General features: G+C 72.5%; 24 protein-coding genes and 1 pseudogene. 12 read left to right on the top strand and 13 right to left on the bottom strand.

All coding sequences use genetic code 11. The features are described from left to right. Positions 1-135: 135 nt before the first annotated feature. Together ACZ3X1_RS36695 and ACZ3X1_RS36690 are read left to right on the top strand one after the other, a co-directional pair. Positions 136-816: an HSP18 transcriptional regulator gene (locus ACZ3X1_RS36695; protein WP_356815042.1), complete on the top strand. Its 681-nt coding sequence runs from the start codon at positions 136-138 to the stop codon at positions 814-816. A gap of 403 nt (positions 817-1,219) precedes the next feature. Further along, complete coding sequence (locus tag ACZ3X1_RS36690) at positions 1,220-1,567, top strand: DUF6343 family protein (RefSeq protein ID WP_467283833.1); 348 nt, start codon at positions 1,220-1,222, stop codon at positions 1,565-1,567. A gap of 29 nt (positions 1,568-1,596) precedes the next feature. Here ACZ3X1_RS36690 and ACZ3X1_RS36685 read toward each other — a convergent pair whose 3' ends face one another. The 3 genes from ACZ3X1_RS36685 to ACZ3X1_RS36675 all read right to left on the bottom strand — a co-directional run bounded on the left by ACZ3X1_RS36685 (position 1,597) and on the right by ACZ3X1_RS36675 (position 4,677). Then, positions 1,597-1,923, bottom strand: a complete 327-nt coding sequence (locus ACZ3X1_RS36685) for a MerR family transcriptional regulator (RefSeq protein ID WP_467283831.1) — start codon at positions 1,921-1,923, stop codon at positions 1,597-1,599. Positions 1,924-2,591: 668 nt separating this feature from the next. Continuing rightward, on the bottom strand, positions 2,592-2,930 hold the full coding sequence (locus ACZ3X1_RS36680) for a hypothetical protein (RefSeq protein ID WP_467283829.1): 339 nt from the start codon (positions 2,928-2,930) through the stop codon (positions 2,592-2,594). A 1,042-nt stretch (positions 2,931-3,972) separates the two neighbouring features. Next, complete coding sequence (locus tag ACZ3X1_RS36675; RefSeq protein ID WP_356815038.1) at positions 3,973-4,677, bottom strand: hypothetical protein; 705 nt, start codon at positions 4,675-4,677, stop codon at positions 3,973-3,975. Between the two features lie 729 nt (positions 4,678-5,406). Here ACZ3X1_RS36675 and ACZ3X1_RS36670 point away from each other — a divergent pair. The 3 genes from ACZ3X1_RS36670 (at position 5,407) to ACZ3X1_RS36660 (ending at position 9,477) form a co-directional block, all read left to right on the top strand. Beyond that, complete coding sequence (locus ACZ3X1_RS36670; RefSeq protein WP_467283828.1) at positions 5,407-6,681, top strand: DUF1266 domain-containing protein; 1,275 nt, start codon at positions 5,407-5,409, stop codon at positions 6,679-6,681. Positions 6,682-7,065: 384 nt separating this feature from the next. Next, positions 7,066-8,373, top strand: coding sequence for a phosphotransferase (locus tag ACZ3X1_RS36665; RefSeq protein WP_467283826.1), 1,308 nt, complete (start codon positions 7,066-7,068; stop codon positions 8,371-8,373). A gap of 612 nt (positions 8,374-8,985) precedes the next feature. Beyond that, positions 8,986-9,477: an SRPBCC family protein gene (locus ACZ3X1_RS36660; protein WP_467283824.1), complete on the top strand. Its 492-nt coding sequence runs from the start codon at positions 8,986-8,988 to the stop codon at positions 9,475-9,477. 917 nt (positions 9,478-10,394) lie between these two features. Here ACZ3X1_RS36660 and ACZ3X1_RS36655 read toward each other — a convergent pair. Beyond that, positions 10,395-11,840, bottom strand: a complete 1,446-nt coding sequence (locus ACZ3X1_RS36655; RefSeq protein WP_467283822.1) for an FAD-dependent monooxygenase — start codon at positions 11,838-11,840, stop codon at positions 10,395-10,397. A gap of 142 nt (positions 11,841-11,982) precedes the next feature. On the opposite strand from ACZ3X1_RS36655, the gene ACZ3X1_RS36650 reads away from it, so the two are divergent. Then, positions 11,983-12,582, top strand: coding sequence for a TetR/AcrR family transcriptional regulator (locus tag ACZ3X1_RS36650; RefSeq protein WP_467283820.1), 600 nt, complete (start codon positions 11,983-11,985; stop codon positions 12,580-12,582). Between the two features lie 105 nt (positions 12,583-12,687). On the opposite strand, the gene ACZ3X1_RS36645 is transcribed toward ACZ3X1_RS36650, so the two are convergent. Beyond that, positions 12,688-13,353, bottom strand: a complete 666-nt coding sequence (locus tag ACZ3X1_RS36645) for a hypothetical protein (protein ID WP_467283818.1) — start codon at positions 13,351-13,353, stop codon at positions 12,688-12,690. Positions 13,354-13,914: 561 nt separating this feature from the next. Here ACZ3X1_RS36645 and ACZ3X1_RS36640 point away from each other — a divergent pair. After that, complete coding sequence (locus tag ACZ3X1_RS36640) at positions 13,915-14,130, top strand: hypothetical protein (RefSeq protein ID WP_037698246.1); 216 nt, start codon at positions 13,915-13,917, stop codon at positions 14,128-14,130. Between the two features lie 332 nt (positions 14,131-14,462). Here the strand turns inward: ACZ3X1_RS36640 and ACZ3X1_RS36635 are convergent, their stop codons facing one another. The 3 genes from ACZ3X1_RS36635 to ACZ3X1_RS36625 form a co-directional block, all read right to left on the bottom strand. After that, the gene (locus tag ACZ3X1_RS36635; protein ID WP_467283816.1) at positions 14,463-15,392 is read right to left on the bottom strand and encodes a class I SAM-dependent methyltransferase; all 930 of its coding nucleotides are present in this window, start codon (positions 15,390-15,392) and stop codon (positions 14,463-14,465) included. Positions 15,393-16,263: 871 nt separating this feature from the next. Continuing rightward, a complete protein-coding gene (locus tag ACZ3X1_RS36630) occupies positions 16,264-16,647 on the bottom strand; it encodes a hypothetical protein (RefSeq protein ID WP_356815644.1) in 384 nt (127 codons plus the stop codon). A 62-nt stretch (positions 16,648-16,709) separates the two neighbouring features. Then, positions 16,710-17,600 (bottom strand): C40 family peptidase, encoded by an 891-nt coding sequence (locus tag ACZ3X1_RS36625; RefSeq protein ID WP_356815643.1) that lies wholly within the window; start codon positions 17,598-17,600, stop codon positions 16,710-16,712. A 319-nt stretch (positions 17,601-17,919) separates the two neighbouring features. On the opposite strand from ACZ3X1_RS36625, the gene ACZ3X1_RS36620 reads away from it, so the two are divergent. Next, entirely contained in the window at positions 17,920-18,663 is a 744-nt protein-coding gene (locus ACZ3X1_RS36620) for a rhomboid-like protein (RefSeq protein WP_467283812.1), read from the top strand. A gap of 482 nt (positions 18,664-19,145) precedes the next feature. Here the strand turns inward: ACZ3X1_RS36620 and ACZ3X1_RS36615 are convergent, their stop codons facing one another. From ACZ3X1_RS36615 to ACZ3X1_RS36605, 3 genes are all read right to left on the bottom strand, one after another. Further along, positions 19,146-19,652 (bottom strand): hypothetical protein, encoded by a 507-nt coding sequence (locus ACZ3X1_RS36615; protein WP_356815641.1) that lies wholly within the window; start codon positions 19,650-19,652, stop codon positions 19,146-19,148. A gap of 410 nt (positions 19,653-20,062) precedes the next feature. Beyond that, complete coding sequence (locus ACZ3X1_RS36610; RefSeq protein ID WP_356815640.1) at positions 20,063-20,287, bottom strand: hypothetical protein; 225 nt, start codon at positions 20,285-20,287, stop codon at positions 20,063-20,065. 430 nt (positions 20,288-20,717) lie between these two features. Next, positions 20,718-20,861, bottom strand: a complete 144-nt coding sequence (locus tag ACZ3X1_RS36605) for a hypothetical protein (protein ID WP_467283805.1) — start codon at positions 20,859-20,861, stop codon at positions 20,718-20,720. 776 nt (positions 20,862-21,637) lie between these two features. Between ACZ3X1_RS36605 and ACZ3X1_RS36600 the strand changes: the two genes are divergently transcribed. From ACZ3X1_RS36600 to ACZ3X1_RS36585, 4 genes are all read left to right on the top strand, one after another. Further along, positions 21,638-22,312, top strand: a complete 675-nt coding sequence (locus ACZ3X1_RS36600) for a deoxynucleoside kinase (protein ID WP_356815637.1) — start codon at positions 21,638-21,640, stop codon at positions 22,310-22,312. 221 nt (positions 22,313-22,533) lie between these two features. Next, positions 22,534-23,715, top strand: coding sequence for an acyltransferase family protein (locus ACZ3X1_RS36595; RefSeq protein ID WP_467283799.1), 1,182 nt, complete (start codon positions 22,534-22,536; stop codon positions 23,713-23,715). 271 nt (positions 23,716-23,986) lie between these two features. Beyond that, on the top strand, positions 23,987-24,700 hold the full coding sequence (locus ACZ3X1_RS36590; protein WP_467283796.1) for a ferritin-like domain-containing protein: 714 nt from the start codon (positions 23,987-23,989) through the stop codon (positions 24,698-24,700). Between the two features lie 170 nt (positions 24,701-24,870). Further along, positions 24,871-26,322: an amino acid permease gene (locus ACZ3X1_RS36585; protein ID WP_362635827.1), complete on the top strand. Its 1,452-nt coding sequence runs from the start codon at positions 24,871-24,873 to the stop codon at positions 26,320-26,322. 18 nt (positions 26,323-26,340) lie between these two features. On the opposite strand, the gene ACZ3X1_RS36580 is transcribed toward ACZ3X1_RS36585, so the two are convergent. Continuing rightward, positions 26,341-26,787: a DUF2267 domain-containing protein gene (locus ACZ3X1_RS36580; RefSeq protein ID WP_390080250.1), complete on the bottom strand. Its 447-nt coding sequence runs from the start codon at positions 26,785-26,787 to the stop codon at positions 26,341-26,343. A gap of 63 nt (positions 26,788-26,850) precedes the next feature. Beyond that, positions 26,851-26,988 (bottom strand): annotated as a pseudogene (locus tag ACZ3X1_RS36575) (DUF2267 domain-containing protein); the annotation flags it as partial.

Here is a 26,988-nt window from a genome sequence, read left to right as displayed (position 1 = left end):
TCAGCATCGCGAAACACCTCCAGTCGGTTCAGGCAGGAACTGCCCATGCGCTTCAACGTGCTCCCGTTGTAACATGTCATCGAAGCGATGACAAGAAAGAAGTCATCTGGAGGATGACACGTGACGGAGGGTGCCATGAGTGAGGCCGCCGAGCCGTCGGCGCCGGTCCCCTTCCTCGCCGCGGCCGCGGCGCTGGAGGCCATCGACCGGGCCGTCAAGGACGCACAGCAACCGGACGCAGGATCGCCGAAGACCGGCACGGCAGTGTCCGCAGCGTCCGCGCGGGGCTCGGGTCCCCACCCCGCTCTGGCCGCGCTGCTGATGCTGCGCGAGGTCCGCGAGGAGCTCGCCGGCTGGGAGAGCGGCCTCATAGAAACCGCGCGAGGCCAGGGTGCCAGCTGGGCCGACCTCGCCGGGCCCCTCGGCGTCGCCAGCCGCCAGGCCGCCGAACGCCGCTACCTGCGCCTGCGTCCCGGCACCGCCGGAACCACCGGTGAACAGCGCGTGCAGGCCACGCGCGACATGCGCGCCGCCGACCGCACCGTGACCGCCTGGGCCCGCGACAACGCAGCCGACCTGCGCCGCCTCGCCGCCCAGATCACCGCCCTCACCGGCCTGCCCCCCGCCGCCCAGGCGGCCGTCGACGAACTGAACGCCGCCCTGGCCGACGACGACGCGGCCCGCCTCGTGCGCCCCTTGACCGACACCCGGCCCCATCTGCGACGCGAGCACGCCGCCCTCGCCAAGCGCATCGAGGCCCTGACCCGGCACACCGACCAACTCCGCCAGGACACCCACGAGCAGCGCAGCAAGTGATCCGCAGCCGTCCCGCACCCACTCAGCCGGTGGCCGCGCTCGGCCCGCCACTGAACAGCGCCACCTCCTCCACGGTCACGGCCAGGCGCAGCCGTGCGAAGCGGACCGGGTGCCGGAAGACGCCGCCTCGCGTCACGTCGCGGGGCGTGCGGCCGATCCGGCCCCTCCCTTCCAGCCGACTGCTTCCACCCTCCCGCTTGCACGGTGCAGTCGGTCGGGCCCGGCGGCTACCGCTCCCGTCCCGGCCCGCGCCCTGCGATCCTCCCGCCCCCGGCTCACACGGGTGTCAGGCGTCCCCTCTTGGGCAGGCGACCTGATCCGGGGACCCGCGCGGACGCAGCCCGCCACCGTCCTTCACGCCCCTGCGGCACGCCAGTCCTTCGGCAGCGGGAGGGAGATCGTCATGGCGTTTCTTCACCGTCACCAGCACTACCGCAGCGGCCGCGCTGCCGACCGGCAGGCGCGCGCGGCAGCCGGTCGCTGGCGGCATGACGGCAGCGAACCGCGATGGGCTCGCAGCGATCTCAAGCTCCGCCGCCTGCTCTCCATGCTCTTCGCGCCGATCTTTGCGCTGATCGGCGTCCTCATGCTGCTTCTCGGGTCCGGAGCGCCAGCCGCGGCGGGCCCGCCGCAGGGCATCTACACGGCTCTCGCCGCCTGCTGCTTCCTGCTCGCTCTCGTGGCTCTGGTGGACCTGTACGTGATCAGGCGCAGAAGGCGCGAACAGCAACGCTGGCACCGCACCTCCTGATTCGGCCCCGCCCCGCGCGGTCGGGTCGGCTACGGGTTCACCGAACCCGCGGCACGGCGGTACTCGGCGTTGATCCGCTGGGCTTCTTCCAACTGGTCCTCGAGGATGACGATGCGGCAGGCCGCCTCGATCGGGGTGCCCTGGTCGACGAGTTCCCGGGCGCGGGCGGCGATGCGCAGCTGGTAGCGGGAGTAGCGGCGGTGTCCGCCCGCGGAGCGGAGCGGGGTGATCAGGCGGGCTTCGCCGATGGCCCGCAGGAAGCCCTGGCTGGTGCCGAGCAGCTCGGCAGCCCGGCCCATGGTGTAAGCGGGGTAGTCGTCGTCTTCGAGACGGCCGAACGAGTCGTCTGCTGTCATGAAACCTCTCTCGTGGAACGTGGAGGGGCCCTGGCGCCGTACCGGCACCAGGGCCCCGAAGGAACTGCTACACCATCTGTCGGCCCTGATACTGCGCCGACCTTCTGTATCCGCTGACCCGCCCGAACGGCGACGGGACATGCGGGGATCGCGGTTGCTTGACCGGAGACCACCTCACTATCGATGTCCTGCGGTACCCGGGCTCAGACTTCCGCCCGGGCGATCCTGATGGCGCCCAATCCCTCCGTTCTCCCTCGGATGATCAACTAACTCGGTACTACTGGTGCTGCGTTACTGCTCGTGGCCTCACCCAAGCGCCACTCTTCGGCAGCCAGCCCCGTCGCCCATCCTGCATCTGCTCTGGCTTAGAACCCCACTGCCGAACTTCCCGGTGCGCGCGTCCGCAGCCGACGCCTTCACCGAGGTGCTGCTCACTGACTTCACTGCTGGGTACTGCCATTACTGCGGTACTGCTGCGGCGGCCCCTGATCACTGCGGGCCACCCGGTCCGGCCGTCAGTCCCGTCGCCGTCCTGCAAACGCTCTGGCTTCGGAACTCCACCACCGCACCGTCCAACGACTGCACCTGCGGGTACTACTGCCCGGCAGTTCGTCTCTGCCGGGCTCTTCTTGACTGGGCTACGAGAGAAACCATAACCGCACCACCATTCAATGTCTACTCCGGCCGACATAGATTTCCGCGCGCGTGTCCCTGAGGTAATCGGGTGCCGCCGGGTCGAACGACTGCGGGCGGGTGCACCACGACCGGGCAGCAGGCAGGAGGGATACCGACAACACGATGACCACGACGAGCGCCGAGCGCACAGCCCTTCGTCCTCCGGCTGCCTCGCCGAGGCGCGCCGGGCCGCCCGGGCGTTCCTCGAAGCCCTCGGGCAGCCGGCCACCGGTCGGGAGCAGGCCGGCACGGTCGTCCTGGGCGTCTCCGAGCCGGTGACGAACGCACTGCGCCATGGGGGTGGCCTCTACGCCCTCCGCCTGGCCGCGCATCCCAACTGCATCGAGGTCGCCGTCGAGGATCCCAGCCCTCCACCGCGTGCTTCTCCCCCGGTAGCGCGCTGGGCCGTGGCGAAGCCCTCGTGAGCCCGGGCAGGGCGGTCGCCGCCGGCCTGTTTACGAGGGCCTCAGCGGCCATACGGGGGTGCGCAAGGCGTTTCCGCAAGCTCAAGGAGACCGCCGGCCGCCGGTGCGGTGCGGTGCGGTGCCGCAGTCATCCCTTGTATGGAAGAGCCCCGACCAGCCGGGGGGGGTGGGCTGGCCGGGGCCTGCCCCGGCCAGCGGGGGGGGTGCCGGCCGGGGGCATGCGGGCGGAGCCGCCAGGGCCGCCACTTCGCAGCGGATCCCCCGACTCCAGCCGAACGATCCTCGCAGGCGAACACCCACCAGACCTGCTGGACACGCATCCTGGCTGATACCACGCCCAAGAAGTACTTCCCTGGCCGAGGAAGAACGGGGCGTGCGTCCGGTCCCCGCCCGCCCCCACCGTGACGTGACGTGACGCGCCGCCGAAGCCCACCGGTCCCGCTCCGCCGAGTCGCGACCGCTCCTGGCCCGCCTTCCGGGGCCGGTGGAGGTCTACGGCCGGGCTCGGAGCCATGGCAGGAGTCCGCCCCGGCAGGCTCCACAGCGGGAACGCGTGTGAGCGCGGCCGACCGGGGAGGAAGCCGGGGCCGGCCATGCGGGCGCAGGGGGCCGCGAGGACCACCACGGCAGCGAGCAGCAGCGTCCAGGCGGCCGGGCCGGGCCGGGCAGCACGGCCCAGGGGGCGGCGTAGTGGTGGACGGCCCAGCCCGTCGCCCAGCGCGAGGCCTGGGCGGCGGTGAACCGGGCCGGGCCCACGGCGGCAGCGGCAGCCGGCCGGCCAGACCTTCACGTTGGTACTGGGCGACGTCCGGGCACGTCACCGTGGACACGGTGCGCTTGCCGCTGCGCGATGTGATCACCGGCCGCCGGTCCACCAGCGGCCGAACGACGGGGAGCCGGCGACGTCCTCGCCCGGGGCAGGGGCGCCCCGCGGGCGGGCCCGCCCGGGTCAGGAGGCGGCGGACGCGTAGTGGTCGGCGTACCCCTGGAGGCGGGGAGCGAGCGGGCTCTGGGCGCCTGCGGAGTGCGCGTGCATCCACAGCTCGTTCTCCACGACGAAGCGGTACGCGAACTCCTCGAAGGTATCGGCGCACCGCATCAGCGAGGAGGCCACCGCGGCCCGGACCTCCTCGGCCGGCTCCCCCTCCGCCCACCAGCCTGCGGACTCCAGTTCCACATGCGAGAAGACCACGAACGCCTCGCCGGAGGGCCGCAGGTACAGGTACCAGATGACGCAGTCCTGCTGGTCGCGCAGGAACCGTACGAGACGGGCGCCGTCCTGGGCCGGGCTGTGCAGCGGACCGGAGAGGTGGCTCCAGCAGGCCGTCACCGAGACCTCGTCGAAGGCGCGGCAGAGGCGCTCGCTGCCGTAAAAGGCGGCGAAGCCTTCGGGGAGCGCCAGTCCGGCCTCGGCCAGTTCCCGCTCCATGGCCGCGAGGTGGTCCGTGTGCTCGGATCGCGGCCCGCCCGCCCCGCCCAGCCAGTCGAACCCGGCGTCGAGGTGCGCGGCCTCCAGCGGCGGCAGGCTCTCCAGGGGGTACACCTCGTAGGTGGACGCGCACGGCCGCAACTGCCCCAGGTCCGTGGCGCACCAGCCGGTGGGGAAGGCGATGGCCGCGACGTCGGCTGCGGGCCCGGAAGTGGAAACGGACATGGAAAGCCCTTCAGATGGTGGCCGGTTCAGCGGTATGCCCGCATCCTCGCTCCCGCCACTGACAACGGCCGGCCGGACCCGGCAGGGGTCACGTACGCCCCGTTCGAGGGCGCCAAGGGCGATGTCGGCCGGACCGGTCACACCACCGGTCCGTGGCACCCTCGTCAGGGCTCGACAGCGAGGGAGACCGGCACCGTGTGGCCGGTTGGCGATGTCGAGGTCGCGCAGGACACCCAGGCCGTGTACTCGTGGCCGGCGCCGCGACGGTCACGTCGCGGACGAAGCTCTCGGTCATCGTCGTCCTTCGGGCGGTGGGGCCGGGGCGCGGCCCCGTCGCAGGGAGCGCACCCTCCGCTTCCCCACAACTCCGCATGCGTGTCCAGAGGATGCATCGGGACCTGGCGGGTGGGAGAGGAGCAGCCCCTCAGGCGGCACCCCCCGGCCGTCCCCGCCGGGTGCGGCAGGCGGCGGTGGGGCGGACGGCCGTATCGCTTCGGGGCGTTCGAGTTCGGCGTCGCGCTGCTGTCGGCCGGGCGAGAGCCAGGGCCATCCCGGCGCGGGCCGAGATGTAGAGGACGTCCTGGTGGGCGGCGGCGTCGAGGCCGGGGCGGTGTGGAGCCGTCGGCCCGTGGCACTCAGGCGGGCGCCCTCGACGGCCTCGCCCCGCTCGGCCCCTGCCCGGCGGGACCGGCACGCCGACCGCCCTGGAGCAGCCCTTAGGGTTTGCCCATGGGTTTGACAGCAGGTCACGAGGAAGGAGCCCTGCCCGGTCCGACGGCATCGGCGCGGGGCTGGCAGGCGCCGAGCGCGGTCGAGCGGGGGCTGTACGAGGCGAAGGCGCGCGGCGACTGGCCCGCGTACTACGACCTTGTCGCACGGGCCGACCTGTACATGATGCAGTCGCGGGCCTACGTCGACGCGAACGCGGGCAACACCCGCTTCCACCCCTACTGGAACCCGCAGACCCAGACCATGTGCCTGGCCGTCTACACCGGCGGCATGCTGCCGCCGCCCGTCGCCGACCCGGTCTACAACTGCTACGACCTGGGCTGGTTCGCGGAAGTCTGGAACGAGAACGACCCGCCCTACCTCGTCGTCAACCCCGGCAGCCCCTGCGAGGGCGTCCTGCCGGCCGGGCCGGAGGGCCGCGCCCTGTGGCAGCGTCACTGCGCCCCGGTGGAGCGGCCGGGGCTGGCTCAGGACGTCGTCCACACCCTGGAGGTGGGCGGCCCCCGCACCGGCCCCGTCGCCTTCGGTCTCGCGGTCGGCGCGCACATCAACGTGCACAACGGGCGCTACTGGAACTCGATGGCCTACCACGGCTGCGGCTACCGCAACGAGAAGCGCACGCTGGAACGCTGGTGGGGCGTCACCACCCGGGAGGACTGGCAGGACACGCAGGAACAGCTGCTGCGCGCCGGAATGGTCAGCGGCGTCTGGGAGTTCGTCCTGCAACTTCGCCGCTCCATGGCCCTGGACTTCGCGGGCCCCGTCGATGTCGACCACTGGCGCCAGGCAGCGGTGAACGTGGTGCGCCGGCGTGCCGAGGCCGCCGCCGGGCCCCGCCTGACCGCGGACGGCGTCACCCCGGGCGGCACCCTCACCGCCGCGGAGCTGGAGGGTCAAGTGAGCGGCCTTCAGCGGCTGATCGGCCGCATCGCCCGCTACGAGGCGCGGTTCCGCGCCGACGGCCTGCTGCCCGAGGGGGGCTTCGTCCGGAGCGTCGAAGCCTGGGACTACGGCCGGGCCTCCGGCATGGCCCGCTGGGGACTCGCCGCCCGCCTGTGCTCCCTGCAGGAGGCGGAGGCGGCCGTGGTCCGGGCCGGCCGTCTCGTCCAGCTCAACTACCGCTCGTGGGAGGACTTCTCGGCCGCCTACGTCCTGGGCCGCTGCCTCCACTTCGACGAGGAGGAGTTCGGCGAGTGGTACGAGACGGTCCTCGCGACCCACCGTGCCCTGACCGCCGACCCGGCCAGCCCGTGGCGCACACTCCCGTGGACCTGAGGATCTCGCTTCAGCACCGCGGTTCGGCGCCGGCGGGCATCTCGTAGCAAACCAAGTCGTCTGAGTATGTACGCCCATGCGCACGGCACGCTCCGGTCGGCGCAGTGAGCCCATGGCCGCGGCGTCACCTCCGAGCCTCCGGCCGCGCGGCTCCCGGCCCCGCCGTGGTGGCCGGCCCTGCCGTACGTCGTTTCTGCCCTGAAATCCCCACAGCACGACGGCCACCGTGCTCAGCACGGCCGGGGGGCCGGCGCCGTTGGACGGTCGTCGGCATGCCCGCAACGGTTGAGGCTGCCCCTCCAGCGCGCTCTGTCTGCCGACGGCCTGTCGCGAAGGGCGGAAAATGGGTCGCGCGAGCGGGGTGGGATGAGAGAGCTTGCCCGGATGCAACAGGCGAGCGGTCGTACGGTCGGCATCCACCTCACCCACGGGGACGAATACTTCGGCCTGCTGGGGCCGTACGAGGTGGACGGGAGTTGGTGGTCGTCCGCCGCGCCGATCGTGGAGCGGGTGTCGCAGGAGCTGGGGGTGCCGGTGGTGGTGCTCCGGCTCGCCTACGCGCCGAGCGACGGCAGCAGTGGGCACGGCGGCCACGTGGTCTACCACGTGGAGGCGCTGGAGCGGCCGGCCGGCTCGACGCCGCGTCAGGTGACGCCGGACCTCACCGCGTTGCTCGGGCCGGCCGAGCGCCGGGCCGGCTGGGCCACGACCGCAGGGCTGCGGGAGGCACTCGCCTGGGCCGAGGAGACGCTGGACGAAGCGGGCCGGCCTGCCGTCGGCCGGCCCGAACAGGTCCGGACATGGAACCTGTCCGGTCTCTTCCGCTTCCGCACCGCCGACGGCGGTGAAGCGTGGCTGAAGACGGTCAACCCCTCCTTCAACGCCCCTGAGGGCCTGGTGATCGCGCTGCTCGGCGCCGTCGACCCCACGCTGGTGCCGGCCGTCCTCGGCTCCGACCCGGAACACGGCCGGCTGCTGCTCGACCACGTGTCCGGTGAGGACCTCTGGCGCCCGTCCGCCGAGGAGGTCGTCGCCGTGGTGCCCCGGTTGGTCGCCGCCCAGGCGGCCTTGGCCGCCGACGGCCGGGCCGCCGCGGCCGGGCTTCGGGACCGTACCCTGCCCACGCTGGTCGCCCACGTGAACACACTGCTCGACCGGCTCGTGGCCGAGCAGGCGACGTCGCCCGGGCCGGGGGCCGAGGGGCCTGCGGAGCAGGCCGAGGACCGGCTGACGGCCGAGGAGCTGACGGCTGCCCGGGCGCTCGCCGCGCGGCTGCCCGCGCTGGTCGAGGAGCTGACGGCCTGCGGGCTGCCGGACACCCTGGTCCACGGCGACTTCCACCCCGGCAACTGGCGTTCCGACGGCACCCTGGCGGTGATCGTGGACTACGCCGACTCCGCCTTCGGTCACCCGGCCCTGGACGGGCTGCGCCCGCGTCAGTACGTGGACGGGGAACGGTGGGCGCAGATCGCCGAGGTGTGGGCGCGGGCGTGGCGGGAACACGTGCCCGGCTCGGCGCCGCAACGCGCGCTGGAACTGGTCGAGCCGCTGTTCCACCTCGCGTACGCGGTGCGGTACCAGGAGTTCCTTGACCACATCGAGAGCAGCGAGCGGCCGTACCACGAGACCGATCCGGTCAGTGAGATCCGCAGGGCGCTCAGCTGCGTGGGCCCGGGCGTGACCGATGATTGATCTTGTGGCACGCCGAGGTGGGGTGACCGATCAGGCGCGGGGGCATGGATCGGTGCTGCTCCGGCGGCTGGTGTTGTCCCCGCCCTCGACGCGGCGACGGATCGGCTGCGGGCCCGCAGCGGGTTCGGGGGTGGCCACGATCTCCTCGGGGCGGGTCAGCGGGACTTGCCGGTGGCCGGCTCCTGGGGGCCGCGCGCGCGGGGCGGCACACCGATAACAGTGCTGGGCCCGGTCGGGCCACGGCCTGCGGTCCGCGACGTCCGTGCGGTGCGCGCCGGGCCCGTACGGGTGGGGTGGTGCGCCGGCTGCGGCGGCGTCGCGCAGCAGCCGGGCGGTGTCCGCGGCGGCCGTGGCCTGCGCGCGGTGGGTCTGCGCCTCGCGCCACTCCGCCGTCAACCGGTTCGACCGAGCCGTCACGCCACCAGCGGCGCCGGCCGGCCCTGGTCGTTCGCGTACGCCTTGCCCGGACGCGGCCGGCAGCAGAGGCACCGGAGATACTCGCCCGTACCTCGCTACCCTCTCCTTCACGGACACAGAGAGCAGTGCCCTCAGCCGAGGAACACAGCGAGCAGTAGAAAAAGCACGTGGTCCCAAAAGGAAATGATGCGCACCGTGAAGTACACCGTCTCCATCGAGATCGCCCTGCCGCGGGAGAAGGTGGTCCAGCTGCTCGCCGACCCGGCACATCTGCCGAAATGGCTGCGGGGCCTGGTGCTGCACGAGCCGCTGAGCGGGGAGCACGGGCAGCTCGGGACCACGTCGCGGGTCGTGATGCAGATGGGCCGGCGGAAGATCGAGTGCACCGAGACCATCACGCGCCGGGAACCGGCAGACCTGCGCGGGATCCCGAAAACGAGCGTCGTCCACTTCGACCGCGAGATCGTCGGCGAGGGCATGTGGAGCGCCGTGCGCGACCGGCTGACCGAAGCCGGCCCGGAAACGACGCTCTGGGAGAGCGAGAACGAATACCGGTTCGGCAGCTTTCTGATGAAGCTGGTGGGACTTCTGATGCCCGGTGCCTTCCGCAAGCAGTCGCAACAGCACATGCAGGACTTCAAGGCGTTCGCCGAGCAGGGAAAAGACGTCCGCGAGGCGACGGACTGATCTGCCGATGGTCAGAGGTCTGACGACGCGGCGTGTTGACCGGGCCGCGCCCACCCGGCCGGGCCGGCCGCTGTAGCTCAGCCTGCCTCGGGGCCGCGAGCCGCCAAGCGATCGTCCAGGCCTGGTTCAGCGGCGGCTGTCTGCGGGCGCGAGCAGACTCGTCACCTCGGCCGGCTCAGGCCTACGGTCGTCGTGGACGAGGAGGAGCGGCTGCTGCGGCGCGCGCAGTCCGGATGACCTGCCGCCGGACAGGACCGGCGCATCCGGCCTGTTCAGGCGGGAGAGTCATCGTCCCGAGGAACGAGTAGCACTCTCACCTCACCCGCCTCGGCCGACCAGCGCTCCCCCTGCTCAACGGCCGCCCGCCCCTCACTGAGCATCCGCGTGCGGATGTCGCTCGCCGACTCACGTAGCGCCGCCGCCGACCTGCCGGTCATGGCCGGACTCCGGTCCAGAATCCGCTGCACTGACCTGTCGAGAGCGGCCACGGCTCCCTCGATGCCGTCCATGTTTCCCCCCGCCGCGGCGACCGACCTCACTGCCCAGGCCATCCACAGAGCCATGCATGAAGAGTAGGACGGGCAGGTGAGCCGCGGCTGAACGCGCAAGCGTGTCGGGCCCGCATGGCAGACAGCAGGAAGTCCGCGATCCGCGAAAACCGGGACCCTCCCCGCACGACTGTTCAGCGGCTGCGAGGAAGTACCGGGCAGCCGGGCCTGTATCGGGCGCTGGATCCGGCGAGCCGGCGGAGCCCGGGCCGGTATCGGACGGGCCGCAGTTCGTCCTGCTGCCCCGCACCCGCGTCGAGCGGTCCGACTCCTGGCCTGTGCCCGGGGGCCCGGCAGTGCGCGTGCCGGCCTGTGGCCCCGACTCGGGAGAGCCGGCCGGGGCGGATCAAGAACTCCGGGGGACAGCCCTCAGCCCAGATACCGGGCCACTTCCTCCTCGATCCCCGCCGCGTCCGCACCCTCCGCCGCCCAGGCCACGTATCCGTCGGGCCGTACCAGGACGGTCGTCCGGCGGTCGCCCGCCCAGCGCTCCACGGTCAGCCACCCCTCACGGACACCGGGGCCTTCGTACGTCCCGGGCGTGATCAGCACGAACCGGCCGCCGCGCAGCGCCTCGTAGAGCCGGCCGTCCTTCAGGGCCACGTCGGGGACGCGGGTGCCGGTGAGGCGGTGGACGCCGCGGGGGGCGGGGTAGGCGTAGCCGATCCCGGTGATCTGACCCAGGGCCTTGCGCTGGACGGGCGGGGCCATGTCGACGAACGCGGAGACAAGGGCGCGGGCGGCACGCAGCAGCGGATTTCGCGCGCGGGCCAGGCGGACCAGTCCGCCACTGCTGCGCAGCACGGCCCTGCCGACCGGGTGGCGCTCGGCCTCGTAGCTGTCGAGGAGTCCTTCGGGCGCCCGGCCCTGGACGGCCGCGGCGAGCTTCCAGCTCAGGTTGGCGGCGTCCTGCAGGCCGGTGTTCATGCCCTGCCCGCCGGCCGGGGAGTGGATGTGCGCGGCGTCCCCGGCGAGGAAGACCCGCCCGACCCGGTAGTGCGGTGCCTGGCGCTCGTCACTGTGGAAACGGGAGAGCCAGCGGGCGTCGTGCATGCCGTAGTCGGTGCCCAGGGCACGGCGGGTGATCTCCTTGACCTCGTCGAGGTCGAGCGGGGCGTCGTCGGAGACCTCGTCGCGGCGGTTCCAGCCCATGACCCGGTACCAGCCGTCGCCGAAGGAGGCGATCATCGCGAAGGTGTCGCCGCGGCCGTTGACGGTGAGGACGCCCTCGGGCTTCTCGGCCAGCCGGACATCGGCCAGGATCAGCGACTTGATGACGGAGACGCCGGGAAAGTCCAGGCCGATCGCCTCCCGCACGGTGCTCCGGTGACCGTCGGCGCCGACGACATAGGCCGCCCGGCGGGTGACGACCGCCCCGTCCGCGCCGCGCACGTCGAGGTCGACGCCCTCGTCGTCCTGCCGCAGCCCCACGACCTCGCTCTCGTACGCGAACTCGACCCCAGCCTTGCGGGCCCGCCGCTCCAGGAGCCGCTCGACCTCGTACTGCGGGGTGATGAGCAGGAACGGGAAACGCGACGGCAGCGTGCTCAGATCGAGGGAGAGGCGGCGGAAGAGCCTCAGGCCGGTGATGGTGTCCCCGGTGGTGAGGAGTTCGTCGGCGAGGCCGCGGGCGTCGAGCTGCTCCAGGGTGCGGGCGTGCACGCCGAAGGCGCGGGAGAGGTTGGTGATCTTGCGCGGCCGCTTCTCGACGAGGGTCACGGGGACGCCGACCGTGGCGAGGTCACCGGCGAGGAGTAGGCCGGTGGGGCCCGAGCCGACGACGATCACGGTGCGGTGGGTGGCGGTGCCGTTCACGGTGGCCTCCTATTGCCAACGAATGTTGGCCAACACTTGTTGACGAAGGTAGCGAGGCGCCGGGGGAACTGTCAACAGATATGGGCCAACAGTCGTTGGCGATCGCTTGTTGACCTACGCCCGTTGGCCTACGTTTGTTGGCATGAACGGCAGCGACAGCACCTCCACGGTTCCCGACTCCGGCGCCCGCCGCCGATCCGACGCCACTCGCGGCGCGATCCTCGCGGCGGCCCGCGAGCGCTTCGCGACCGACGGCTACGAGAGGGCCACCATCCGCGCCATCGCCAGGGACGCGAACATCGATCCGTCGATGGTGATGCGGTACTACCGCAACAAGGAGGGCCTCTTCGCGGCGGCCGTCGCCATCGACCTGCGGCTGCCGGACGTGAGCGGGGCGGACCGCCGGCAGGACGCGGGGCGGATCCTCGTCGGGCACTTCCTCGACATGTGGGAGGACAACGAGGTCCTCACCGCGCTGCTGCGCGTCGGCGTGACCAACCAGGCCGGGGCGGAGCGCATGCAGGGCATCCTGCGCGACCAGCTGCTGCCGGTCGCCCGGCAGGTGTGCCCCGACCCCGAGCAGGTCCCGGCACGGGCGGCACTCATGGCGTCGCAGCTGCTGGGGCTGGCGCTCACGCGGTACGTGCTGCGGATGCCGCCGGCGGTGGGGCTGGCGCGGGCGGAGATCGTGGCATGGCTGGCACCGACGATCCAGCGGTACCTGACCGCGCCGAGTCCCTGAGGTTTGCCGAGCACCCGTATCCGCCAGGGCCACGGGACCGTCAGGGGTGCTGGAAGGCCGCCCGACGGGGGCGGCTGACGGAGCGTCGGCTGCGGTGCGGTGTGCTCAGTCGGTGAGGAAGGCACCTTCGCGGCAAGCGCGGCAGACGAAGACGTAGCCCAGCTGGCCTCCGAGGTTCATCGCGGTCTGCGAGGAGATGCCTTCCTCCAGATGTGCCGCGAATTCCGTCGTGCCGGCGCAGGAGGGGCATGCGGGCAGTCGGTCGTCCTCGAGGTAGGAGGGGCTGCCTCCGAGTGACCCGAGCACTTCGCGTTGCTTCCCGAATCGTTCTTCGGGTTCCCGCTTCCATCCCGAGCGGGCAAGGTCGTACGCGTCAGGCTCGAGTTCGTCGTGGTCGTGGTCGTGGTCGTCGTCCTCTTCGGGGTCGAGCGTCACGAGGTGGGCGCGGATGGCCGAGGTGGCGGGCAGTACCGTCACTCCCGTCTCCGGCACCGCTACCGGCTGCAGTTCCTCCCGGGGAAACAGGTAGACCCGGTTCGCGCCGGACGTCGCGTCCCAGAACTCGCATGCGCCGGGGTCGTTCTGGCACACGAACACCGACAGGACGCCGTCCTCGACAGGGAGATGAGCGAAGAACTGCAGCGGCCCTCCACAGCCGGAGCCGCACAGGGGCCAGGTGAATCCCGCAGGAGCCAGCGGCACGCCCCCGGTACGCGGGACGTCGGAGTCGGCCGGTGCGGTGCCGTCGTAGATCATCAGCGTGGTCTGCATGGCGACAGGCTACGGGCGGCCCATGACATGACCGGTCCCGCCATCGGCGGACTGTCGGTCCCCTGTCAGCCGGCGCATCGACCACTCCCGGTCCGCCCTCTGGCGTGCCGAGCAGCTGGAGGACGCGCGCCGTCCGGCGCCGGCGGAACGGTCTGCGAAAGCTCCCGCGCCAGAGCGCGCCACAGCGGCCATCACCGTGGCCGCCGTCCGCGCACCAAACGGTCGGCAACCGCCTGGCCGACACCTCACTCTCCCGGTGTGCTCGGTGCGTTGGTGGCGGCGGGGGCGGAGTCCTCGGCGTAGCGGCGGCGAAGCAGTTCCTGCTCGGCCGTCCCGCTGCGGGAGTTCAGCAGTGCCTCCAGGGCGCTCGCGGGCCGGGCCGGCGGTGTACGTCCAGGCGCCGCCGTGGAGGAACGGCTGGCGGGCTGCGGCGACGATCTGGTCGGCGTACTGGGGATGCACGGCCGGACCGCAGTACGGGTACCAGAGCCGTTTGGCGTGAACGGAGCCTGCTGCCTGCAGGCCACGGTATGTGGTCCTTACACTCCCTCGGTGGATGCGATGAGATGTACGTACTGCGGTGGCGTCGGGCTGGAGCCGGGTTTCGTCGAGGACGCGGGCGAGGGGGCCCGGGGGTACGCCCGGTGGATCGCCGGGCCACTGGAACGTGGCCTGTTCGGGGGTGCCAAGCGGCTGGGCCGGCCCCGGCGCCGCATTGAGGCGTACCGCTGCCCGCACTGCTCCCACCTGGAGCTCTTCGCGACCGAAGCCGTCTGAGGGCCGGGCCGCGGGTGGCCGTGGTGCGGGCGGGTCGCGCGCGGCGTGCCCGTACGTGCGCCCGCACGCCCCCGCGGGAAGGGATGGCCGCGTGCCGCGCGCCAGGACCATGACCGTCACCACCGCAGTCCGGTCACCCTTCCTCGTCAAGCTCCGGCGGGGCGGCTCCGAGCCGGACCGCGGGCGCGAAGGCTCCTTCCGGGTCCCGCCGGCGGGCTCCGCTCCGATCCCAAGGGCAAGGCCTCGGGATCGGCGGCAGCTCGCGTTCCGCCGCGTGGGGGCGACCGCCCGGGCCGGGGCCGTCCGCGGCTGTGGTGCCTGCGTTTTCGGTGTCAGCTCCTGCGGCGGCGGTTGCGGGCGACGATCGCGCGGGTGACCACGGGCGGGAGGAGGTCCTTGGCCAGCTTGCGCCAGCGGGCACCGGGCCTGCGCGCGGCGGCGGGGGCCGGCGCCGGTTCCGCCCGCGGCGCGGGGTGCAGCGGCTGTGGGGGCGCGGGCGCGACGACGCCCTGGTCCCCGATGCGTACCAGGGGGCGGCCGTCGATCACGTCGACGCCGTGCCAGAGGTCGGTGCGCTCCTCCAGCCATGCGAGCAGTGCCGCCCGGTGGGGCGCCGGGTCGCCCCAGGTTGCGTAGAGTTTCGAGGCCGAGACGCAGATGGGGTGCAGTTCGCCCGTGACCACGGCGGTCCAGACGGCGGCCGCGACGCCGGGGCAGTGCTCGGAGCGGTAGTCGTCGAAGACCACCACGGCGTCCGGGGTCGCGACCAGACGCGAGGACGCGATGTCCGTGACGACGTGCTCGTAGAGGTGCGAGGCGTCGACGTGCACGAATCGGCAGCTCGTCGGCTTGACCCGGTCGGCGACGACCGAGGTGGGGGCTTGGATCAGCGTCGGCAGCGTCTCGTGGAAGGCCAGGTAGTTCGTCTCGAAGCCGCGCCGCGTGAGGGTGGGGTAGGAGCTGCGGTTCTCCGCGATGTTGAAGTCGTCCGTCGCGGGCGAGTCGAAGAGGTCGCAGACGGTGAACTCCTCACCGGGCCGGAGGTACCGTCCGAGGAAGATCGCGCTCTTCCCCATGAAGGCACCGAGCTCGAGCAGGTCGCCCCGCTGCCCCTCGCTGTTGTTCTGACGTGTGAGGAACCAGTCGAAGAGCACCTGGTCGTACGCCGAGAACCACCCTTTGACCTCGCCGTATGTGGTGGGGACGAGCGGGGCCGGCTCACCGTCGGGGGTGGTGACGGGAGCTTGTGAAACGTGCGACACGAAGAGTCATCCTCCAGCGGAGTGGCATCGGTTTTCACGCTGACCCGGCCGGGTAACGGAACCCTAAGCCCTGGGCGGACGTGTGACGAGATGTGAGCGGAATTGACTGTGATTCCTGCCCGGCGCATCCCGTGTGCTCAGACCTCGGTCCAGCGGCGCGGCCATTGGGTGGCGGCGGTGCGGAGAGTTCGAGCAGCGTCCGCTCGCACAGCCGCCGATCGGAGAGCACCCGGTCCGGGACATGCCGGGAAGCCCTCGTCCGTCGGCAGCTGCGCCGCGCGGCGGCCTGGTCCGCCTGGTCCGCCTCCATGGGCGCGGTGACAGCGGCCCGGTGGCGGGTACCTGTGGCGGGTACCTGTGGCGGGTACCTGTGGCGGGTGGCGGGTGTACCTGTGGCGGGTATCGGTGGTCCGGGAGCTCGGCGACGCCGTGGAGGGTGTTCCGCTCGTACTCCGGCCACTCCCCCGGGCCGGCCGGTCCCGTCATCGCCGGCACCGTCGATCGCCTTCGGTCGGCGCGGCGACCGCTCCTGATGCGCCCCGCCGAGCGCAGCCGCCGCGCCACGGGCCCGGACCCGCGGCCGCCGGCCCGCCCAGTCCCGGGCCCGCGCACTGTCCGACAGCAGCCGCGCTCTGGAGGAGGGCTGCGACAGACCTCGGAGTGGATCGCGGCGAACCCTTCGCTGTTCGCGCGGGGTGCCGGCGGGTGCGAACAGCCCGGTTCAGCGCGCCGCCGCCGGGCCCGCTGCCTGGCGCGGCATTGGGGAGAACGCCCCCCCGTGCCTGCCGCCTGGCGGAACCAGCACGGCTGCGGCCGCGGGCCCTCATCGGTTGCGCCGATGAGGGCCCGCGGCCGTTTTCAGGACGTCAGCTCAGCACTCCCGCAGGCCCGGTGCGGGGTCGACGGAGGTGTGGACGTCCACGGCGGCGACGTTGCCCCACTGGCCGTTGTCCAGCTGGGTCCAGTACCAGACGTTGTTGCCGCCGGCGTGCTGGTCGCCGCGGCCCCAGCACTGGAACCAGCTGGGGCTGGAGTTCAGCGGCCCGCGCACCGCGGAGTTGTAGCGGCGGTGCTCGTAGCCCTTGGCGCCGACCCGGTTGCCGCACCACAGTTTGCCGTCGGCGCGGACGCCGCATTCGGCGGCCGCGCTCCGGCCGGCGGCGGGCGTCGCGGCGGCGGGCCCGGTCACGGTGGCCATGCCGCCCGCCAGTGCGACGGCGGCGAGGCCCAGGGCGATCTTCCTGCCTGCGTACATGTTTCCTCCTCAAAAGGGCTCCCTTTCCGTCGGGAGCCGGGGTGACGGTGTGCGGATGGTGCTCAGGGGCAGGTGCGTACGCCGTCCAGCCAGGCCGCGCCCTTGATGTAGATGTTGGTGATCCACGCCCCGTACTCGGGCAGGTAGGACCAGGCGTCATTGGTGTAGCCCTCGGCGGTCACCGGTTCGGCGTGCTTCTGGCACTCGATGCGCACCGTGGTCGGGCCGGGGAACTTGTGCACGCGCGGGCTGGTGGTGGACGGTTCCTTGTGGGTCCACACCTCCGTGCCCCAGGTGCTGAACGTGCCGGGTGCGGCGGCCGGCCCGGCGATGCGGACCGCTCCCGCGTAGTCGCCGTCCAGCCGTACGTCGCTGACGGTGATCCGGGTGCCCGATTCGCGGGCCTCGACCATCCTTCCCGCGCCCAGGTAGATCGCGATGTGGTGGATGGAGCCCCCGGAACCCCAGGCCAGGAGGTCGCCCGGGAGCAGCGGGCCGGTGCCCTGGGCGGCGGTGAACCGCTGTTGCACCTGCGGCGAGTGGAACTGGTGGTGGGCGTTGCCGGTCAGCGGGTCGCCGCCGGCCGCTCGGGCGTAGGCGTAGCGGACCAGTCCCGAGCAGTCGAAGCCGAGGCGCTCGGGGTCGTGTGCGCTGTCGGGGTCGCTCGGGTCGACCTGGCCGTAGGTCGGCCCGGGCTGTGGTCCGTGGCCGCCGCCCCAGGTGTACCAGACGCCGATCTGTTCGCAGGCGGCTGCCACGGCCTTCTCGGCCACGCTGGAGGCGCCGGGGGCCAGAACGGCGCAGGTGCCTGCCGCCTTCGCCGTGTTCGGCGCCTTCGCCGCCTTCGCCGTGTGGGGTGCGGGGGCCGCGGTGGCGCTGTGGGCGCCTGCCCACGCGGCCAGGAGGGTCAGTGCCGTCACCGCTGCCGGCAGCGTCGTTCTCCGCATCGCCATGTCTGGTCCCCCGTCTTTGCCACGCGGTGTCCCGCGGACCGGTACCGCCCGTCTCCCGGGCACTTCGAGACTGTTCCCCGGTGCCCCCGGGTGTCGAGGGGGCGTGGGTCGCCCACTGCATCGGGCAACGGGAAACTTCTGGGAAACCCTGTCCCACCTGGGGTTTTTGAGGTTCCGTCAACAGGCCGTTCGCGGGGGCGGTCTGCGTGCGGAGCCGCTGGAACCTGTGTGCGGCAAACCGCATCCCTCGAAGGGGCGGCCGGGACGGTTGTCGCCACCTGCCGGTCCCGCCTTCAACTCGATCTGGAGAATGCCGGGTATGAACGCTCAGTCGCCGTCGGGTGCCCCGGACAGAGCGCTGCGCGCCCTGTGGGGGTATCCGCGCCGTGCGCCGGTGACCCTTGCCTATGTCTGTCTGCTGCTGGTCACCCATGCCTGGATCGGCTACGGGCTGTCCGCCGAGCGGGCGGCCGACGTGTTGGACCGCGTCAGCACCAATCTGGACAACCTGCAGGATCATCCCGTGTCCGCGCTGCTCGGCAGTGTGCTGTTCTTCGACGGCACGCTCACCGATGTCGCCTCGACCGGCTTCGTGGGCACCTTGATCACGTTGGGTCTCGGTGTCTGCTGCTTCCTGGCCCGGGCGGAGCACCGGTGGGGAGCGGTGCGCGCGGTGGCCGTGTTCCTCGGCGGGCATGTCGCGGCCACCCTGCTCACCGCCGGCGTCATCGCCTTCGCGCTGCGGCAGGGCTGGTATCCGGAGTCCGTGCGGCAGGACGTGGACTTCGGGGTCAGTTACGGTGCGCAGACGGTGCTGGCGGTCGGCACGCTCGCTCTGCCGCGCTGGGGGCGCCTGCCGTGGGTCGTCTTCGTGCTCGGGTGGCCTGTCGGTGGTGCGGAGTGGGCGGCCGGGCCGTTGCCGGACTTCACCACGGTCGGCCATCTCGTGGCGGCGGCCCTGGGCTTCGGGCTGCTGGGCGTCCCGGCTTTCAGGCGGCAGCGGGTCCGGGCGGGCGGGCCGTCCCCGGGCGCGCGCGAGGTGGGAGCCGTGCCGAGGCCCTGACGGCCACGGCTCGGGCCGGGCGGATGGTGGTGAGCGGCAGGCCGTGCTCGGTGTGGAGGCGTCCGGCGACGAGTGAGCGGTGGCATCCTTCCGGATCGCGCTCGCCGCGGAAGCGGAGGAGGGCGGTCAGCGGGCCTTGCGGTGGCTCGGCCGCGAGCGCCCCGGGGGGTTGTCCTCGCGTTCGTCTCGCGGTACCGGGGCCGGCGCAGTGGTCGGGGCCGTGGCGGCTTTCTAGGCGGCGAGTTTCCTGGAGGAAGGCCGCGGCCGTGAAGCCGTGGACGCCGACCGTCGCGGCGTGTCGCGAAGGGACCGGGGGCCGGCTCCCCTCAGCGGTGGGGCGCAGCCGCTCTTCGTCCTGATGAGGGGCGGCCGGGCCGTGCGGCACCTGCGCGCCGCGTGTGGCCGCATCGCACGAGGGCGTGCTGAAGGGCCGCCCTCCTCGGAGGTGGCGGCCCTTCAGCCCGGCGTGGGGCGTGGCAGCGTCAGACGACGGGGGTGTAGGCCAGGGGGGCGAATCCCGCGCCGCATGCGCCCGGCAGGTTCGCCGGGGTGAAGGGGGTTCCGGACGCGGTGGTGCAGACGGCCTGGCGGATCACTCCGTTGCTGGCCAGGAGGGTGATGTAGAGGTGGCCGGGGTCTTCTTCGGTGACCGAGACGGCGGTGCCCGACACGCACTGCGGCGCCCCGGCCAGGAGCCCGAGGTTGATCCACACGCCGGGGTTGCGGCTGTCGTTGAGGAAGGCGCGTCCCTGCCGGTCGGTCGCGGCGCGGAAGACGGTTTCGAACAGGCCGCCGGCTCCGGAGTAGTCGACGACGGTGGAGCTCACGTCCCGCGACACCGAACACCGCTTGGACTCGTCGGCCTGGGCCTGGGTGTCCTTGGGGGTGGGGTCGTCGTTCGCGAGCGCGGACGGGGCCACGAGCGCCCCGGCGAGCAGGGCTCCCGCGACCGCGGCGGTACCCCGGGCAGCCCAAGCGAGCTTCCTCATGTGTGTCCTTTCGTGGGTGCGGCGGCCGGCCGCGTCGACGGGCGGGCGCCCGGGTCGACTTCTCGCACCGCGGGCCGCGTGGGTCGTCCCGCCTGGGCTCAGCCGGCTTGCCGAGTGGTGGGGCCGTCGCGCGTCCGTGACGGCCTCCTTTTTTCGGGATCGAATATTCCGCGCCCGACCCGCGCACACACGCACCGCTATGGTCCGTCACTCTAAGGAATGGGTTTGGGTCCCGGCCTGTGGGGCGCGGGCCCGGGCGGCATGCGGCCGACGGGCCCGGGCGGCATGCGGCCGACTGCCCGCACGGGGCCGCGCCGCGGGGCGTACGGCCCCGCCCGGATCCGTCCGGCACGCGGGATGCCCCGTACCCCCGGTCGGCTCCCCCGCCGCACGGGGCCGTGCCCGGTGCGTCAGATGTCGCCGGTCCACACCTCGGGGCCGCCGCCCTCCCAGCGGATCGGCCCGTCCTCGGACAGCTCCACGTCCTCCAGGCCGGCCCGGCGCAGGAACTCCGACACGTCCCCGGGCGTGAAGGCCCGGCCGAGGTCCGCGTCCACGCCGAACGCGTGCACGGTGACCTTGCGCCCGCCCTGCGGGGACACGGGATGGATCACGATCTGCGTCTGGTCCGCCATACCTCCACGGTGCGGCGGCCCGGCCCGTACGGCATCCGGTGCCGTGCGCCGAACAGCGGGCAAAGGCCTGCCGCCGGTGCCGCGTGAGAGCGGGAGCGCAGGTGACGGCTGCTCAAAGTCCGTGGAGTACGGGAGGTTTGGGGGCGGGCGTCGCGGACAGACGCGTGGATACCGGAAGCGGACACCCTGCGGATGGGGCGCTTTCGGAGCGGGCCCCGCCGCATGACGCCCTCCCTCCCCGTCATGCGGCAGGCTCGCCCGCACGACGGGCTGCCGCCGGATCCGTCCGGCACCCGGACACCCCGCACCTCGGCCTCCTCCCCGGCCGGGCGGCCCGGGGGACGTCCGGTGAACCCCCGGCGCCGGCGCTCAGACCGCCGCCCCCGGGCAACGGACCCGACGGCAGCAGCCCGCCGGCCGGCTGTTGGAGTCACTCGGCCACCGGGTCGAGGTCGCCGTGGTGGATCTCGGTGTGGGGCCGGGAGGAGTTCGTCCTGGCCGACGCCCGCCTGTGGTCGGTGAACCTGGTGCGGTGGTCGACGGCTTCGCCGGGGCGTCCGGTGGACGAGTCCACCGTCGAGCCCGAGACGCTCGCGAGCTACGCGTGGGGGCGCGAGGTGAGCGGCGCGGAGTTCGTGGACGCCCTCGACGTGCGCAACCGGATCGCCCGCTCGGCCGGCGCCTGCTTCACGGCCCGGGACGTACTCCTGACGCCCACGCTGCCCGGGGTGCCGGTGCCCTTGGGCCCCTACGGCCGGGGCGCGCAGGACGACGACGGGCCGGGCCGGGCCGGGCCGGCTGGAGCACCTGTTCCACCGCTCGCCGTTCACCGCCGCCTTCAACGTCGCCGGCCCGCCCGCGATGTCGGTGCCGCCCGCCTGCGGCCTCGCCACCGGCCTGCCGGTCGGTGTCCGGTTCGCGGCGGGGCACGGACGGGCGGACGTGCTGTTCCGGCTCACGGCGCCGCTGGAGCGGCCGCGCCGGGGGCGGGGCGCAGGCCTGCGGTGGGGGCGGGCGCGGTCCGGGGCGCGGGAAGTCCCCGCGGGCAGGGGTGCGGGTGGGGGGGCGGGCGCCCCGGCGGATCGGGCCGGGACGGGCAGATCGTCATCTAAGATTCAGGCTGGCCGCGGGGCCGCGGCTCGTCGCTGGCGTGGCGGCCGCGGAAGGGCCAGGCCGGCCGGTCGAGGAGAACGGCCCGTGTCAGGGGTTTTCGGTCCGGTCCGGACGGGGACCGTCTGACGCTGATCATGAAGCTCCCGGGGAATCGCGTGCCGTCGGCGTGCGTCTCAGTGGTGTGAGATGCCCAGCCCGCACGCCCACGCACATAAGACCGCCAGGGAGAAGTGAGGTATGGCAGTGATCTGCGTCGGAGGCATGATCGGCATCGGGAAGACGAGCGTGGCCGAACTGCTCGCCAAGGAGCTGGGCAGCGAGGTCTTCTACGAGAGCGTGGACGACAACCCGATCCTTCCGCTCTTCTACACCGCGAGCCCCGAGGAGATCCAGGCCAGGCGCTACCCCTTCCTGCTCCAGCTCTACTTCCTGCAGACGCGGTTCGCCGCGATCAAGGAGGCGTACAAGCAGGGCGACAACGTCCTGGACCGGTCCATCTACGAGGACTGGTACTTCGCCAAGGTCAACCACGGCCTGGGCCGGATCAGCTCCCTCGAGATGCAGGTGTACGAGGGGCTGCTGGAAGAGATGATGCGCGAGATCGACGGCCTGCCGTACCGCAAGGCACCCGATCTCATGGTCTACCTCAAGGCGGACTTCGAGACGGTGCTGCACCGGATCGGCCTGCGGGGCCGCGATTTCGAACAGGACGAGAGCCTCGTCGAGTACTACCGGACGCTGTGGTCCGGCTACGACGACTGGGTGCACCGGCACTACTCGGCCAGTGAGGTCCTCATCGTCGACATGAACCACACCGATGTGGTGAACAACCCCGACGACGCGGCCCGCGTGGCGCAGGACGTCAAGAACGCGCTGGCCGCGGTCAGGCGGGGCGTCCCGGCCGGCGTCTGAACGGTGGGCCGGGCGGCGGTCGGGCCCGGGCGGCGGACGCGCCGGTTCCGCGTCGGGGCCGCCGCCGGACGCCGGCCGGCCGCGCACCCCGGCCCGCCCCGGCGGGCAGCCCTCTGTCCGGGCCGGGCACCGGCGCGGGGGCGCGGCGTCGTTAAGATCGCTGGGTTCTGCCGTCAGAAACGCACCGGTGTCGCGACACCGCAGGATCAACCAGAGGTGTCATGTCCGACAGGTTTGCCGTTGCCGGGGACCGCGTCCCGGTCCCTGCCCAAGCACCGCAGGCAGCTCCCGACCGGGTGCGGCCGTGGAAGGTGTTCCGGAAGGCCGGCGGGACCGGGTCCGGGCGGGCGCCGCGCATCGCGGTGCTGGACGGCCTGCGGCTGCTCGCCGCGCTGGCGGTGGTCCTGTTCCACTACCTGGCCGGCTACGGGACGATCCCCTGGCAGCGGACCGCGGGCGAGCTCTTCCCCGCGCTGCACCGGATAGCCCAGTTCGGCTGGCTGGGCGTGGCCTTCTTCTTCATGATCAGCGGATTCGTCATCTGCATGTCCGGCTGGGGCAAGTCGCTCCAGCATTTCTGGCAGGGGCGGATCCTGCGGCTGTTCCCGCTCTACTGGGCGGCGGTCGTGCTCTCCTCGGCGGCGGCCCGGCTGGGTCCGCACGTTCCGGGTGAGCCGAGGGTCACCATCGGTCAGATGCTCACCAACCTCACGATGTTGAACGAGCCCCTGGGCGTCCACCACGTGGACAACGTCTACTGGACGCTCTGGGTCGAGCTCCGCTTCTACCTGCTCTTCTCGCTGGTCGTGCTGCTGGGGAGCAGCTACCGCCGGGTCGCGACCTTCTGCTGGATCTGGGCGCTGGGCTCGGTCATGGCACCGGCATCGGGTATTCCGCTGCTGGACCAGCTCCTGATGCCGCGCTGGGCGCCGTTCTTCATCGCCGGCATCGCCTTCTACCTCGTCCGCCGGTCCGGCCGGCTCGAAGGTGAGACGGTGGGCATCCTGGCGCTGTCGTGGCTGCTGATGCAGCACCGCCTTCCGGAGATCATGGCGGGAGAGGGACACGGCATCGACTGGAAGGTCTGCCTGACCGCGATCACGGTGATGTACGCGGTGATGGGGCTGATCGCGCTCGGGAAGCTGGACTGGATCCAGTGGCGCTGGCTGCCGGTGGCGGGCGTGATCTCCTACCCGCTCTATCTCGTGCACCAGTCGCTGGGCGTGCGGGTGATCTGGCGGTGGAACGAGCAGTGGGGCGCCTGGCCGACCCTGCTCGGTGTGATCGCGGGAATGGTGGTGATCGCCTGGCTGATGCACCGCCTGGTCGAGCGGCCGCTCACCCCGCTGCTGCGCCGGGCGATGGCCCCGCGGGCCGAGCGGTCGCAGAAGCTCGCCGCCTGACGCAACGGGCCCGGCCCCCAGCAGGTCGTGGCCCCGCGCAGTACTTCAGAGCCCTTCAGACCTTCAGAGCCCGTCCCGGCCGCCGCGCCGGGGCGGGCTCTGTGCCGGGGCGGGCTCTGTGCCGGGGCGGGCTCTGCGCCGGGGGGCGGGCTGCGCCGGGGGGCGGGCTCTGTGGCGTTCTGTTACGGGGCCATGACATTCCAACGCTTTTGAACACGCTCAACACTCGCTAGATTCTTGAACATGATCAAAAGTGTGGTACGGGGTGTGGGTGGGCGAGTTCGAGGCCGAACGGGAGCGGCGGGCCGCTCTGGGCGATCCCGACTGGGGCAAGGGCGCGCGGCTGCCCGCCGAGATCGTCCGCAGCCTCCAGAAGTTCCAGGTCGGCGAGGACGGTGACGGCTCCGCGCTCTGCGCCAAGGCCGATCGCGCGGGGGATCCGGTCTACTCCGCGGCGGTGCGGCTCTTCATCGCCGAGGAGCAGAACCACGCGCGGATGCTGAAGCTGCTGCTGGCGGCCGGCGGGGCCGGCACCCTCGACGGGCACTGGAGCGACGCCGCCTTCGTCCGGGTGCGGCGGCTGCTCGGGCTGCGGGTGGAGCTGCTGGTGCTGATGATCGCCGAGGTGGTGGCGCTGAGGTACTACCGGGCGCTGCGCGACGGTGCCGCCGATCCGCTGGCCCGCGAGGTCGCGGGGCGGATCCTGGCGGACGAGGAACGGCACGTCCCCTTCCACTGCCTGCGCCTGCGCGAGGGCCTCGCCGTGCTGCCCCGGCCCGCCCGGCGGGCCGTGACGGCCGGGTGGCGCGGCCTGCTGGCCGGCGCCGCCGCCCTGGTCGCGGTGGACCACGGCCCGGCCCTGCGGGCCCTGGGGGTGGACCGCGGCGCCTTCGTGGCGCAGGCCCTGCGCTCCTCCGCGTGGATGGCCCGCGCGATGGCGGGCGGCCCGGTTCCCGCACCGGCCGAGGCGGGCGCGCAGGTCTGACCCGGCGGCCGCGGGCGCCGGCGGCCGCGGGGCCCTGCCCGACGGCGCCACTCCCCCGCCCCGGCGCCCGTCGGCGTAGCGGCTGCCGCCTACGGGGCGCCTCGTTCCGTATGGCTGCCCGCGCCGGAATGATGACGTGCCGTCACCCCCGTTGTGGAAAGGACGTGCGCATGGCCAGGCTGAGTGCGGGGCAGGGAGTGCTGCGCCGCAAACCGATCGAGCAGATCGAAGAACCGGAAGGGGCCCTCAGCGAGCAGCTCACGCGCACCCTCGGCCTGTGGCAGCTCACCGCGATCGGGGTCGGCGGCATCATCGGCGCCGGGATCTTCACCCTGGCCGGGACGGTCGCCAACGGTGTCGCGGGCCCCGCCGTGCTGGTCTCCTTCCTGATCGCCGGTGTGGCCAGCGCCGCGGCCGCGTTCTCCTACGCGGAGTTCGCCGGGCTGATTCCGAAGGCGGGCTCCGCCTACACCTACGGCTACGCCGTGCTGGGCGAGCTGGTGGGCTGGTTCATCGGGTGGGACCTGCTGCTGGAGTACACGGCCATCGTGGCGGTCGTCGGCATCGGGATCTCGGGCTACTTCAACTTCCTCCTGGTCGAGACGGGCGCGGCGCTGCCCACCTGGATGCTGGGGGCGCCGGGGACCGGTGACGGGCACCGCTTCGACCTGATCGCGGCCGTCCTGTGCCTGTTCACCGCGTACCTGCTGAACCTGGGGATCAAGAGCGCCGCTCGGTTCGAGACGGTCGTCGTCGTCCTGAAGGTGCTGGTCGTCCTCCTGGTGATCGTCGTCGGCTTCTTCCACATCGACACCTCCAACTACACGCCGTTCTTCCCCTACGGGGTGGGGGGTGCCTTCACCGGTGCGGCGACGGTCTTCTTCGCGGTCTTCGGCTACGACGCGATGAGCACGGCGGCGGAGGAGTCCAAGGACGCCCAGCGCCACATGCCGCGGGCGATCCTCTACTCCCTGGCCATCGCCATGGTCCTGTACGTGCTCGCCTGCCTGGTCCTGACGGGTATGCAGAAGTACACGGAGATCGACCCGGAGAGCGGTTTCTCCAGCGCGTTCAAGGCCGTCGGGCTGGACGCGATCGCGGACATCATCGCGGTCGGGGCGATCATCGGCATCCTCACCGTGATGTTCACGTTCATGCTGGGTGTGACGCGCGTGTGGTTCTCCATGAGCCGCGACGGGCTGCTGCCCCGCTGGTTCGCCAAGACGCATCCGACCCGGCACGTGCCGACCCGGGTCACGTGGATCGTCGGTGCGGCGTCCGCGGCCATCGCCGGCCTCGTCCCGATCGGGGAGGCGGCGGAGCTGACGAACATCGGCATCCTCCTCGCCTTCGCCGTCGTGTGCACGGCGGTCATCGTGCTGCGCTACCGGCGCCCCGACCTGCCGCGCACCTTCCGCACCCCGCTCATGCCGTTCACCCCCGCCCTCGGGGTGGTCGCCTCCATCTGGCTCATCACCTACCTGCAGGTGGAGACGTGGATCCGCTTCGCGATGTGGTTCCTCATCGGACTGGTCATCTACTTCGCCTACTCCTACCGCCACTCCAAGCTGGCCGGGACCACCACGGGCGAGTCGGCGGACCAGGCCGGGACCGGGAACTGACGGCGGGCAGGGGCGGGGTCAGGCGGCGGCGGGCTCGGGCCGGCGCAGTTGCGCCTGTCCGAAGAGGAGGGCGTAGCCGTCGGGGAGCTGGTGGAGGATGCGGGCGAGGAGGTCGGGTCCGGCGAGGCGGGCGACGACGGCGAGGACGGCTCCGGTGTCCCAGCGGGCGACGGCGGGGGTGGTGCCGGATCGTGCGGCGATGTCTTTGACGAAGCCCCAGCCGGTGGGGTGTTCGGTGTCGGGGATCTGGGCGGTCAGGGTGAGGGCGGCCTCGACGGGCAGGGCCTGTGCGAGGTCGACGCGTTCGTCTCCGGTGATCTGCCGGCCGAGGGCGGCCAGGACGGTGCGGACGGCTTCCTCGGCGCGTTCGCGGGTGGGGTAGGCGCCTTCGTAGCGCACGCGTTCCAGCATCCGGTCGAACGTCGTGGCGGGCGGGGCCTGGTTCGGTCGAGGCTGGTCGTACATGGTGCTGCGGTTTCCCTTTCTCTTCGGAGGTGACGGCTTCGGGACGGCGGCGGTGGCGGGCGGTCAGGTGGGCCGGGGGTGGCCGAAGAGGAGGTCGTAGCCGGGCGGGAGCTGGAGCAGGACCTCGCGGGTGAGGTCCTCGCCCGCCGCGGCGGCCACGGTGGACAGCACGGCGCCGACATCCCACAGGGCGGTCTTCTC

Source organism: Streptomyces sp. NPDC023541 (assembly GCF_055559995.1).
Note: the sequence above shows the minus strand (reverse complement) of the source record. Positions and strands in the feature narration are given on the sequence as shown.